At 36.2% G+C, this 13,870-nt stretch carries 8 protein-coding genes; 7 read left to right on the forward strand and 1 reads right to left on the reverse strand.

What is annotated here, in order from left to right; translation table 11 throughout:
- Positions 1-73: 73 nt before the first annotated feature.
- Complete coding sequence (locus tag HME7025_RS06430) at positions 74-1,318, forward strand: ABC transporter permease (RefSeq protein WP_109322840.1); 1,245 nt, start codon at positions 74-76, stop codon at positions 1,316-1,318.
- 47 nt (positions 1,319-1,365) lie between these two features.
- Here the strand turns inward: HME7025_RS06430 and mdh are convergent, their stop codons facing one another.
- Positions 1,366-2,301: a malate dehydrogenase gene (gene mdh, locus HME7025_RS06435; RefSeq protein ID WP_109322841.1), complete on the reverse strand. Its 936-nt coding sequence runs from the start codon at positions 2,299-2,301 to the stop codon at positions 1,366-1,368.
- 156 nt (positions 2,302-2,457) lie between these two features.
- Here mdh and HME7025_RS06440 point away from each other — a divergent pair, with 156 nt between their 5' ends.
- The 6 genes from HME7025_RS06440 to sov all read left to right on the forward strand — a co-directional run bounded on the left by HME7025_RS06440 (position 2,458) and on the right by sov (position 13,825).
- Positions 2,458-2,877 carry a YkvA family protein gene (locus tag HME7025_RS06440; protein WP_161956218.1) on the forward strand — a complete coding sequence of 140 codons (420 nt, stop codon included), beginning with the start codon at positions 2,458-2,460 and terminating at the stop codon, positions 2,875-2,877.
- 71 nt (positions 2,878-2,948) lie between these two features.
- Positions 2,949-3,155 carry a twin-arginine translocase TatA/TatE family subunit gene (gene tatA, locus HME7025_RS06445; protein ID WP_109322843.1) on the forward strand — a complete coding sequence of 69 codons (207 nt, stop codon included), beginning with the start codon at positions 2,949-2,951 and terminating at the stop codon, positions 3,153-3,155.
- Positions 3,156-3,233: 78 nt separating this feature from the next.
- A complete protein-coding gene (gatA, locus tag HME7025_RS06450) occupies positions 3,234-4,649 on the forward strand; it encodes an Asp-tRNA(Asn)/Glu-tRNA(Gln) amidotransferase subunit GatA (RefSeq protein ID WP_109322844.1) in 1,416 nt (471 codons plus the stop codon).
- 4 nt (positions 4,650-4,653) lie between these two features.
- Complete coding sequence (locus HME7025_RS06455; protein WP_154401942.1) at positions 4,654-6,084, forward strand: lytic transglycosylase domain-containing protein; 1,431 nt, start codon at positions 4,654-4,656, stop codon at positions 6,082-6,084.
- A 2-nt stretch (positions 6,085-6,086) separates the two neighbouring features.
- Entirely contained in the window at positions 6,087-6,674 is a 588-nt protein-coding gene (gene ruvA / locus HME7025_RS06460) for a Holliday junction branch migration protein RuvA (protein ID WP_109322846.1), read from the forward strand.
- A gap of 68 nt (positions 6,675-6,742) precedes the next feature.
- Complete coding sequence (gene sov, locus HME7025_RS06465; RefSeq protein WP_109322847.1) at positions 6,743-13,825, forward strand: T9SS outer membrane translocon Sov/SprA; 7,083 nt, start codon at positions 6,743-6,745, stop codon at positions 13,823-13,825.
- Positions 13,826-13,870: the final 45 nt, after the last annotated feature.

Consider the following 13,870-nt stretch of genomic DNA (forward strand, 5'->3'; position numbering starts at 1 on the left):
CTATTCATATAATTAGAAGAATATAAATAGAATTAGCTTAGTAACTTTAAGCTTATTGCCCAAATTCATAGCTATGAAATTTCTAAGACAAGTATTTGAAAGTTTAGTTTTCGCCTACCAAGCACTTCGTTCCAACATCATGCGTACCACCTTATCCTTATTAGGTGTAAGTGTTGGTATTTTTGCTATTGTTGCGGTTTTTACGGCAGTTGATTCATTGAATGGAAAGATTCGTTCTGAGATCGATTCTTTTGCTGGATCAGGGGTTTTATATGTTGGAAAATGGCCTTGGTTAATGCAAAACAATTACCCTTGGTGGAAATATTTGAACCGTCCTGAGATGAAATATTCTGAATTTAAATATTTAAAAGAAAATCTAACATCTGCACAAGCTGTAGCTATTATAGATGGAGGGAGAACTGCCTCAGTTAATCGGGGAAGTAGCAGTATGGATATCAATATTACGGGTGCAAGTTATGATTATAATCAAGTAACGAGTTGTCCAATTAACGAAGGAAGGTATTTTTTGCCCATTGAATCGGATAATGGTTTAAACGTAGCCATAATTGGCTCTAAAGTGGCAGAAAATCTATCTAATGGCGAATCCATGATTGGTCAAGTGATTAAATTGAATGGAATTAAGTTTTCCGTGATTGGAGTAATTGAAAAGAAAGGAAATGATATGCTGGGATTTGGTGGTACACCAGATGAGAAAGTAATTATCCCATACATTACTTATGCTACTATATTTCAAAAGGATAGGCCACAGCCTGATATTTCAGTGAAAGCATTTGAGGATGATGTCAACCAGCAAAACTTAGAAGGAGATATTTCCGGTATGATGCGTAGTCTGCGTTCTATCAAACCTAAACAAGAGGATTCATTTTCGATCAATAGAATGGATGGATTAAACCAGTTTTTTGATGGGATATTTTCAGTTCTAAATGTAGCGGGAGCATTGATTGCTGGTTTCTCCTTACTTGTAGGTGGATTTGGTATTGCTAATATTATGTTTGTTTCAGTGAAGGAGAGAACGAATATTATTGGAATTCAAAAATCATTGGGTGCTAAGAATTATTTTATCATGTTCCAGTTTCTCTTTGAAGCTGTATTTTTAAGTTTGATTGGAGGTTTAGTTGGAATTGGGCTCGTCGTTTTGATCACACTGATCCCTCAAGAAGCTTTGCCTTTAAGTCTTAGTTTTAAAAATATTTTGAGTGGTTTAATGATATCTAGTTTTATTGGAATATTGTCGGGGATTATTCCAGCTTGGGTAGCTGCCAAGATGGATCCAGTTATTGCAATCCGCTCTAAATAGAAAAAGGCCATCGAAAGATGGCCTTTTTAATATGGTGCAAATTTGAATTATAAACTCAAAGTGCTTAATACCGAATTCATATTACGAACAGCATCAGCTGATTTATTGAATGCAGCTTGCTCGTCATCTGTTAATTGATAGTCAACAATTTTCTCCCATCCGTTTTTACCTAAAACAACTGGCACACCTAAGCAGATGTCAGACTGTCCATATTCTCCATCAAGAGAAACGCAACATGCCATGATTTTTTTCTCGTCACGTACGATCGCTTCTACTAAAGCTGCACCTGCAGCACCCGGAGCATACCATGCAGATGTACCTAATAGACCTGTTAATGTAGCTCCACCAACCATGGTATCAGCAGCTACTTTATCTAGCGTTTCAGCAGATAAGAATTGGCTAACTGGAACACCGTTGTACGTAGCTAAACGTTTCAAAGGAATCATGGTAGTATCTCCATGACCACCAATAACAGTTCCGTGGATATCATTGATTGACACATCCATAGCTTTGGCTAAATAGCATTTAAAACGTGCTGAGTCCAAAGTTCCACCCATACCAATAATACGGTGCTTATCTAATCCTGCTACTGACTTAGCTAAATAAGTCATTGTATCCATTGGGTTAGAAATGATCACAATGATCGGGTTTTTAGAGAATTTTAAAATATTTTCTACAACACTCTTTACGATACCTGCATTAACTCCGATTAATTCTTCACGAGTCATACCTGGCTTTCTTGGTAAACCAGAAGTAATGACAACTACATCTGAATTAGCTGTTTTTGAATAATCATTGGTAGAACCTACTAATTTGGTATCAAAACCTAAAAGCGAGGCGGTTTGGAACATATCTAAAGTTTTGCCTTCAGCAATACCTTCTTTAATGTCCAATAAAACTAATTCATCGGCTAATTCTTTTCTAGCGATGTTGTCAGCACATGTAGCACCTACGGCACCAGCTCCTACTACGGTAATTTTCATTGTTGTGTGATTTTAATGATTCTTATGAGCAAAAAACTCCCCTAAATTACGACAAAACAGTTAAATATTTGTAAAACTATCAGGATTATATAAATAAGGATAAGACCTGCTAGATTTTGGTATCCAATTTGTATATTTATGGATAATTCAATGTTTATGACTAGAAAAATCACTTTTATTGATCGGATTTTGAGCTCCCAGTTTTTCAAAGAAGCTTTGGATAAAGGGGAGGACTTAATGGCTAACAATAAATATGGTTTATTAAATTTGGTGAAAAGAGCTTTGCAAAAAGTGAATGAAACGGCTGAGCAAAGTAATTTGTCGGTTGTTCGTTTGTTGAATCACTACATTGTATTGTTTAGTCAATTGATTAAGGCGTATGTTCAAGGAACTTACCGTAAACTACCTGCGGTAACTCTGGCAAAAATAGCTGCCGTTTTGATTTACTTTATATCACCTTTTGATTTCATACCTGATTTATTGCCAATTATTGGTTTTACAGATGATTTGGCATTGGTTTTATGGGTAGGTAAATCAATCAAACAAGAATTGGATGAATTTGAAAAACAAATGTAATCTTTGGCCTTAGAAGAAGGATTTTTAATTAGTATTGAATATATTTACAAAATTTTTAAATACAGAAAATGATGAGCATAGCAAGTATATTGTTGTTTTTGAACGGTTTAGGTGGTGGAGAGCTTTTATTAATAGGTTTAGCCATACTATTGTTCTTTGGTGGAAAGAAGTTACCTGAGTTAATGCGTGGACTAGGTAAAGGTATCCGTGAATTTCAGGATGCTAAAAATGAAGTAAAAGATCAAATCAATAAAGAACTAGACGAGACTAAGAAGTAATTCTTTGTTTGACTTATTAATCTGCATAGTTGGACTTGTCCAACTATGCTTTTGTGTTTTATTGAATACCCCATTTGGATGAATATATCCCAGTTAAAATACCGTGATTTACGAAATTTGTTGGACCAAGGTCAGTTGACCTGTGTGGACATAGTAACGTATTATTTGTCTCAAATTGAGGCACATAATTCCAAGTTGAACGCTTTTTTGGAAGTATATGCTGAAGAAGCTTTAGAGAAAGCCGTTCTTGTAGACCAGAAATTACAATCAGGTACTGCTGGAGAATTAGCGGGACTCGTCATAGGGATTAAAGACCTACTTTGCTATGAGAATCATCGATCTTATGCAGGGAGTAAAATCTTAGACACGTTTAAATCTACCTTTTCTGCAACAGCCGTACAAAGATTGCTGGATCAAGATGCGATTGTTATTGGACGACAAAATTGTGATGAATTTGGAATGGGATCCACGAACGAAAATTCAGCTTATGGCCCAGTATTGAATTTTAAAAATACGGCCCATGTTGCTGGAGGAAGCTCAGGAGGGTCTGCAGTGGCTGTTCAAGCCAATATGTGTCATATTTCCTTAGGAACAGATACAGGCGGTTCAATACGTATGCCGGCTGCTTTTTGTGGTGTAGCTGGCCTGAAACCGACTTACGGTCGTGTTTCTAGATGGGGATTGATAGCTTATGCATCTTCTTTTGATACCATTGGTCCCATGGCTCGTCAAGTAGATGATTTAGCTTTAGTATTGAAATATATTTCAGGTGCTGATGGACAAGATAGCACCGTGGTTTCTCCTAATGAATTCAAGAAAAAGAAGCCTACAAGCGGAAAAAGAATCGCATATATCAAAGAAATGGCTGAGCATCCAAGTCTTCAATTGGATATAAAAAAGGCATTCTTTGAGCGACTTGAGCAAATGAAGTTGAAAGGATATGAGGTGGTTGGGGTTGATTTTCCATTTGTAGAAGCATTATTGCCGACATACTACGTTTTAACAACAGCAGAAGCGAGTTCTAATTTATCACGATTTGATGGGGTTAAGTTCGGTCATAGAACCGAAGTTCCAACCAAAGATCTTTTAGATATGTATAAAAAAACGCGAGATGAGGCATTTGGAGAGGAAGTTAAGCGAAGAATTATGCTAGGTACCTTTGTTTTAAGTGCAGATTATTATGATGCATATTATACAAAAGCACAAAAAGTACGTCGATTGATTAAAGAATTTACCCAAAGCTTATTGCAGGAATATGATTTTTTAGTTTCCCCGACAACATCTTCAACAGCCTACCGTTTGGGAGAGAAGACTTTAGATCCATTACAGATGTATTTAGGGGACTTATTTACCGTGCAGGCCAATGTGGCAGGTTTACCAGCCATTTCTATTCCCATGGGAGTAGATGCACAATCTTTACCCATGGGTTTTCAAATTATGGCAGATGTCTTTCAAGAAGAAGCCATACTCAATTTAGCTACTGAATTAGTTTAATATCTTGAATAAGAAGAGCCTATATAGTGTATTGTTCCTGTTGCTTATTGTTAATTCAATAAGTAGAGCTCAGGTATGGAATTCATTTAAGCCCATTTTAGATGAACGAGTAATTGATTCTTTGGCTCAATATGAACAAGGTTCTCCTACAGCTTGGATGATTGATCCAGCTTTGATTGAAGGACGATTGAAGCAAATGAGGAATCAAATTCCATTACCATATAATTTCTACGTACATCAATTTGTTGAATATTTTGCCTTTAGGAAGTCGGACTTTACCCAACGGATGTTGGAAAAGCGTGATTTGTATTTTCCTATTTATGAGAAATACTTAAAACAATATAATCTTCCAGATGAATTGAAGTATTTATCTTTAATTGAGTCAGGTCTTGATCCCAAAGCACTATCTAATAAAGGCGCAGGTGGACTGTGGCAATTTATGCCTTATACGGCGCGTGGAGATTTTGGTCTTCGGGTAGATTCTTATATTGACGAACGGTTTGATCCAGAAAGAGCAACAGAGGCGGCAAGCAAATATTTAAGGCAATTATACCGCATTTTTGGGGATTGGCACTTAGCTTTGGCAGCATATAATACGGGCCCGGGTAATGTAAAAAGAGCGATTAGAAACTGTAAAGGGTCGGATGATTTCTGGGGAATTTATCCTTGTTTACCCAAGCAAACCCGAGCTTATGTACCTCAGTTTATCGCTATGGCCTACATGATGAATTATCATTGGGATCATGCTATTCATCCAGAAACGTGGGCCAGCCATGTACCTTCTGATACCTTACAAATCAATGGTTATTTGAACCTAAGTGTTTTTGCTTCTTTGGCCAAGATATCCATGGATACCTTGAAAAAATTGAATCCACATGTTTTAACTCATTATTTACCTAAGGATTCTAAATCATTTGTTTTAAAGATCCCTAAAAATAGAGCTGAATACTTTCAAATAAATAGAAAGCAGATACTAGATTCTGCTGGATTGGCGGCTATTTCACTCCAACCACTTTTATCCACTGATACAAATGCTACTATGCAAATGCGCATGGTCAAAGTTCGGTATAAAGTTAAAAAAGGAGAGACCATCTATGAAGTAGCTAGGAAATTTGAGATTTCCGTATTTGAACTTAAAAGGATTAACCGTTTAAGAAGAAATCGCTTGAAAAAAGGTCAAAATTTGTTTGTTTTGGAAAAGCAATGGTTTCCCGTTAAATCAATTGCTAAAGTAGCCGACACTTCAGTTGTTAAATTGACCAGTAAACAATTAGTTTCTAAAAAGAAGAAAGTAAAATATTATTTAGTTCGTTCAGGTGATACATTGTCTGATATCGCTGATAAGCATGATGGATTGACAGTGGCTAAAATTAAAAAGTTAAATCGCTTGCGTTCTGCGGTCTTAAAACCTGGAATGCGACTAAGAATATCCTAAAGATGATTGCATATTTGCAAGGTAAATTAGCTCATAAAGATCGGACTCATGTCATTATAGATGTGAATGGTGTAGGTTATGAGGTCAAAATTTCGTTACAAACTTATGATAGTTTGGCAAATGGGCTTGAATCCATTAAGCTTTTCACTCATCTTCAAATCAAGGAAGATTCACACACTTTAGTTGGTTTCCATAGTATGGATGAGAAATTCCTATTTTTAGATTTAATCAGTGTTTCTGGTATAGGCTTGAGTACAGCCTTAGTGATGTTATCTTCTTTTTCTTCTGGAGAAATTAGAGCTGCCATCATGAATGAAAATATTGGTTTGATTCAATCCATTAAAGGAATTGGTTCTAAGACAGCCCAACGTGTCATTTTGGAGTTGAAAGACAAATGTAAAAAGGATGCCATGTTTGTAGAGGCAGGTTTAGCCTCTCACGATCAATCATTTGGTGTTAAACAAGAGGCTTTAGCAGCACTTGTTACCTTAGGAATTGCTAGAGGAGTTGCTGAGAAAAGTCTGGATAGTTTAATAAAAAGTAATCCAGATGCTTCTATTGAGCAATTAATTAAGTTGGCTCTTCGTTAAATTGGTTTAAAATTGATTCCCCGATAATTGTGCATAAACATTTTGCATCTCGTGTTCTGATTACAAGCATGGCATTTTTGCTACTTATTGGAGTAGTAGAAGGTACTCCTGCTTTTAGGAACACGTTTTTAGAGGAGGATTCTACGCTAGAAAAAAGTGGGAAAAGACCAAGGTTTAGTCTCAAATCACCTACTCCATTTAGTATATATCAACAAAGTCCGAAATCTCCTTTTTCCATCTATTCTATTAAAGGTGCTAAAAGTGCTTTATCATTTCAAGACCAAAATCAATTAGTTCAATCCCAGCAATTGGGCAATATAGCAGTTCAGCCTGTTAGGCCTTTTTCTTTTCAAGAATATGCGCGAGAACAAGACCGACAGGTTAATCGAAGTTTTTGGAATGCCTATTCTAAGAGTTTAGATGGCAGTAGTTCTTTGCAATCTCGTGGACTTTTCCCCAAGATCGAATTACCTCCTGCTATTGACCGAATTTTTGGGGGTAATGAAGTTTACTTTAAACCCAATGGAAGTTTGTTGCTTGACATTGGATACATGGGCCAATTTGTAGATAATCCAGCCATTCCAGTTCAATTACGGTATGTAGGAAACTTGTTTTTTAATGAGCAAGCTCAGATTAACTTTCAAGGAAAGATTGGCGAGAAGTTGAATTTGAATACCAATTTTGATACGAAAGCTAGTTTCAACTTTCAAAACCAATTAAAACTAAACTGGAAAACCCAGGAAGAAGATATTTTACAAAATATTGAATTAGGAAATACTTCTTGGACACTGAATTCGCAATTGATACCTGGTGTCCAAAATTTATTTGGTTTGAAGACCTTAATGAGGTTTGGAAATTTAGATGTGACAGTTGTAGCAGCCCAGCAACGTTCCAAACAAGATTGTATCACCTTAAAAGGCGGAGCACAAGGTAAATCATTTGAAATACGAGCGGATCAATATGACGAAAATCGACATTTTTTCTTGTCGAGCTATTTTAGAAATCAGTACGAACAGGCATTGAAGAATGTGCCCATGCTTTCCTCCGGTATAACCATCACCCGTGTTGAAGTGTATGTTACCAATAGAACTCAGAGTACAGAGACACTACGTAACCTTATTTCTCTCTCAGATTTAGGGGAATCGGCTCCATATAGTGCGAATAACCCCACCTTAAGCCCTATCATTCCCAACCAACCCGTTGATAATAAAAACAATGGGCTCTATGATAAATTGGTGAATGATGCTGAAATAAGGAAATCAGATCAAGCTTCTTACCGTTTGGAATCTACCTATAATTTACAAAGAGGTACGGACTTTGATATGTTAAAAGGAGCCAAGCGATTAAATGAACGAGAATTTAAGTTTCATCCTACTTTAGGTTATTTATCATTGGTTTCTCCTTTGAGAAATGATGAAGTTTTGGCAGTTGCCTATGAGTATACCTTGAATGGTAGAAAGTATAAAGTGGGTGAGTTAACCGAAGATTATCAGGCAAGAAGAGATGACGAAGTATTGGTATTAAAGATGCTTAAATCTTCTACTATCCGTAATAATTTGTACCATCCAATGTGGGATTTAATGATGAAGAATATTTATTCATTGAATACCAATGGTTTAGCTAAGCAAAATTTCCAATTACGGATTGTTTATAAAGATGATGCGACGGGTATTGATAATTCCAATTTGATTGAAGGTGAAAAATTAAAAGATATCCCTTTAGTGAAGGTATTGGGCTTGGATAAATTAAATTTTGCGGGTGACCCTCAGCCTGATGGTAACTTTGACTTTGTAGAAGACTTGACCATCGATGCAAAAAATGGAAGGATTATATTCCCAGTATTAGAGCCTTTTGGAAGAGATCTAAAATCTCATTTTGGTCCTTTGGAGACTAATTTGGTGAATAAATATGTCTTTGATGAATTATACCGTAAAACGCAATCTGATGCTTTACAGTTAGCAGGTAAAAATAAATTTTTCTTAAAAGGATCTTTCCAATCGGGTATGGGCAGCGATATCATGTTGCCTTTTGGTGTAGAAGCTAAATCTGTGACTGTTTCAGCAGGTGGACAATTGTTGACTTCAGGTACAGATTTTATTGTAGAGGGAATGTCTGGGAGGGTTAAAATCATCAATGAGAGTATTTTTTCCTCTGGACGAGAATTAAAGATTTGTTATGAGAAACCTGATTTATTTTCCAATCAAGTTCGAACATTATTGGGAACTCGTTTGGATTATAACTTAGGTGCGGATTTTCACTTGGGAGCTACGTTCCAAAATATGAGTGAAAGCCCTCCTGCATTTTTTCGTCGAGTTGCCATCGGAAATGAACCTGTAAATAATACCCTGATAGGTTTTGATGCTAGTTTATTTCGTAAATCGATGGCCCTTACCCGTGCTTTAGATGCTTTACCGATTGTATCTACTAAAGAAGCATCGGTCATTGATTTTCAAGGAGAAGTGGCCAAATTAATTCCCAATGTGAATGATCGCGTTCAAGGAAATGCTTTTATTGATGATTTTGAAGCGGCTCGGGTAGTTTATAATTTTTCTTCTCAACCGACCCTCTGGAAGCCAGCCTCAACACCAAAGGAATTTATCCTAGGCAATCCTAGAGACTTAAGCTCTAATTTCAAACGAGCTAAAATTTCTGCTTATAACGTTGATGCAAGTATTTATGGACAAGGAGGTTTTGGCTTAGATATACCAGGTATTGATCCCAATAAGGTGAATGCATATGCCTATGAGCGAGTTGTTACTCCTAAGGGATTATTCCCCAATAAAGATTTTGCAAATAATATCACCAATTTACCATTAGGCGTATTAGACGTTGCCTATTTTCCACAAGAAAGGGGTATTTATAATTTCAATACAAATTTGACTAACAAAGGTTTATTAGCAGGTGATCCTAAAAACAATTTTGGAGCCATCACACGTGCTATTAATTCGGATACGGATTTTGATAATGCGAATGTTGAACAAATTGAATTTTGGTTAATGAATCCATTTGTGGCAGGGGAGCAAGGAAAAGTGCGTGATGGTATTTTGAATAAAAATAATGAAACAGGAGGTAAGTTAGTATTTCACTTAGGGGACATTTCAGAGGACTTTATTCCTGATGGTTTTTCCAACTTTGAAAATGGTATTCCAGCTGGAGAGAAAATAACTTCGGGACCTTCTCAAAATGTAGAGGTTACCCCATGGGGAATAGCTCCGAAAAGACAATTTGTAATCAATGCCTTTGATAATCAAGCGGGAAGGTCGACCCAAGATGTTGGATTGGATGGCTTGTCCAATCAAATTTCAGAAGGTACCAGTGTTTCGGAAGAAACATATTTTAAAGAATATTTGAATCAAATACGGACGAAAGTTACCGATCAAACGGCTCTCACTAAATTAGTAAAAGACCCTGCTGGAGACGACTTTGAATATTATTTGAATGAAAAGTTCAATGGTACTGAAAGTTTGATTGAGCGATATAAGAACTTTATGGGTCTTGAGAATAATTCACCTACGACTGCCAACCCAAGTAATACCAATTTTACGGAGGCTAACAGTATGGTTCCTGACCGGGAGGATTTAAATACTGATAATACTGTCAACGAAGTAGAATCTTATTTCAAATATGAAATTGATTTGAAGCCTGGTCAATTGGAAGTAGGTAAAGGATATATTGTGGATCGGGTTACTGAAAACGGGGTAGATTGGTATTTATTTAGGATACCGATTAAGGACAAGCCAACCTCAGTAGGAGGGATGAATAGTTTTAAATCCATTCGCTTTTTCCGAATGTTATTGACTCAATTCCAAGAGCCAGTAGTATTACGTTTTGCTCAATTACAATTGTCGGGTTATTCATATCGTAAGTTTTTGGGTGATTTAGATAAGAAAAATGGAGTAGATATTCCAGAGCCATATGATGCCAAGTTCAAAGTGTCATCGGTCAATATTGAAGAAAATGGTCCAGCCTCCAAGGGTACGAATACCATACCTTATGTAGTTCCTCCAGGATTTGTTCGAGATCAAGACATTACAACCATCAATAATGCGCGGTTAAATGAGCAATCTATGAGCTTATGTGTAGATAATCTACGTCCAGGAGATGCCCGTGCTGTATTTAAAAATACCAATTTTGATTTCATCAATTACAAACGTCTTCGCATGTTTGTTTCCATGCAAAGTCAAGATCAGATTAACGGTAAAGTGGCTGCATTTATCCGAATCGGTACAGATTTGACAGATAACTACTATGAAGTTCAATCGACGGGCTTAACTCAAACTCAAAAAGGACAAAGTTTGGATTTAGAAATTTGGCCGATGGAAAATGAGTTTGATATTGAATTTGACTTGCTTAAGCGAGCCAAAATGGAGCGCGATAAGCAAGGAAAATCCTTGAATGAACGCTTTTCTATTTTGATGACGAGTTCATCTGGTAAGCAATATAAAGTGACTGTGATGGGTCGTCCAGATCAAAGTGCCAGTATGACCATGATGATTGGTATGCGAAATATCAGCACGGATGGGCCTAAGAGTTTTTGTATCTGGGTGAATGAATTGCGCGCTTCGGATTTTGATCAGACTTCTGGAGAGGCCGCTGTTGGTAAATTAGGCTTGAAATTAGCGGATTTAGGTACCATCATGATGAATGGTAGTTTTAAGAATTATGGTTTTGGAGGGGTACAATCCAAAATTTCGGATCGCTCTCGCGAGAATTATGTAGAATATGGAATTACGGCAAATCTAAATTTAGAGAAGTTTTTGCCTGCAAGTTGGGGATTCCGTATTCCGTTTTTTATCACCTATGATAAACGAAATATTTCTCCACAGTTTGATCCATTAGATCCTGATATATTCTTGTCTAATTCTTTAGAAACTAAAGGAGCGGGTTATGCAAAATTGGTGGAAGATAATACAGAACGAAGAGGATTTAACTTTACCAATGTACGTAAAGTCAAGAGCAATTTGTCTAAGCGAGCTTATTTGTGGGATTTTTCAAATTTCACATTCTCTTATGCTTATTCTGAAATGCTAAGATCAAGCACGATGATTCATGCTTATCAACAGTATAGTCAAAGAGGAAGTATATTGTATTCATTTACGACCAATAGTTCTTTTTGGGAACCATTTAATAAATGGAATACGAGTTCTTCTTGGTTGGATATTATCAAAGATTTTAATTTCAATTGGAAACCGAGCTCCTTTACCGTAAGGGCAGAGATGGACCGTAGTTTCGTTAAAACTCAATTGCGAAATCAAGATTTAAATATTGTAGGAGTAGCACCTCAATTTGAAAAGTATTGGTTCTTTAATCGTCAATATGCCTTAAATTGGAATTTAACAAAAAGTGTCATTTTCAATTATAACACGATGGTGAATGCCATCATTGATGAGCCTTTTGGAGATATTGATACACAAGCCAAGAAAGATTCGGTGATGAATAATATCAAATCTTTTGGACGAGCTAAGAACTTCGATCAGCAAGCAGGAATCGTTTGGCGTTTACCATTACAAAAACTTCCATTAACAGATTGGATGAATGCTGATTATACGCACCGAATAGGATATAATTATTATGCCAATTCTTTTAATATTCGAGATTCTCTAGATTTGCCTTTTGGAAATATCATTAAAAATACGAGAGAAAGAGCCATTAGTGGAAAGGTGGATTTTGTATCGCTTTATAATCGGATAAGAGCGTTGAGATGGGCTAATACTCCTGCGGCAATTGGTAAAAATGTAGCAAGAAACCCGGGTGATGAAGAGGAGATCGCTATTCCGAGTAAATCATTGTTAAAATCGTTTGCTCGATTGTTTTTAACACTTCGAGGAATTCAAGTTAATTATTCTGTCATTGAATCAACTACCTTGCCAGGTTTCTTACAACAGCCAGGTTTGTTAGGTATGAATGGTAATACTTCTGCTCCAGGACTTGATTTTGTTACTGGTGGACAAGATGATGGAATTCGATTTAAAGCGGCACAGGAAGGTTGGTTGACAAAGAGTACCGTTCAAAATGTACCATTTACTCAATTAAGGAATACAAAATTCAGTTATATCACCCAATTGGAGCCTAACAAAGATTTACGAATTCAGTTAGAAGGAAATTACAATCGAGGAGATAATTACCAAGAGTTTTTTAGGCCAACCAGCGTAGGAGGGAAGTTTGTGAGTCAGAATCCCTTGCGTTCGGGAAATTATTCCATGTCTTTCTTATCCTTTTTGACAGCCTTTAAAGATCCTCAATTGGTTTTTGATGAATTTAGATCTAACCGAGATGTGTTATTAGCTCGATTGAATAGGGCTAAGGCAGCTGATGGGAGTTATAATATCAATTCACAAGACGTATTAATTCCATCTTTTTTTGCAGCTTATTCAGGTGTGTCTGCTCAAACCGTTAAATATTCTCCATTTTATGATATTCCTCTTCCTAACTGGAAAGTGGATTATAATGGAATTAATTTAATGCCTTGGATGAAAAAGAAATTCAGTTCATTTACCATTACTCACATGTATTCAAGTACCTATAATGTAGGTAATTTCATTTCTTCTTTAGAATATGGTCAGTTTGAGAATGATTATTTGAACCTCACTTTAAATAGTTTATTGTATCCATTATCTTCTCGTTTTGACGGCAAAACGGGTACTTTAATTCCTGTTTATGTGATGAGTACCATTTCATTCTCTGAGAGGTTTTCTCCATTGATTGGTTTTAATGCTATTACTAAAAGTCGTGTATCCTTACGTTTAGAATATAATCAAGATCGTAACGTGGGATTGAATTTATCTAATTCACAAGTAGCAGAACTGTCCAATAAGGACTTTACGGTGTCAGTAGGATTTACTCGTGCCAATATGTTGATACCATTTAAGATCAATGGAGCATTTGTTCGATTGCCCAATGATTTGAGGTTTAATATGAATTTAACTATTCGTGATACGAGAACATTGCAAAGAAAATTGGATGCAGAGACCATCGTAACACAGGGATTTATTAATTTCCAATTTAGACCTCAGATTACTTATTCGATTAATAATAAATTATCTGTTACGGCTTATTTTGATAAGATGATGAATAATCCATTGGTTTCTAATTCATTCTATCGTTCTACTGTGGCAGGTGGATTCCAGATTCGATATAGTTTATCGGATTAGCGAAATGGATGAAAATTCGATTTGCAAAAAATGAGAACTTTATTG

Source organism: Aquirufa nivalisilvae (assembly GCF_003143535.1).
GTDB lineage: Bacteria > Bacteroidota > Bacteroidia > Cytophagales > Spirosomataceae > Aquirufa > Aquirufa nivalisilvae.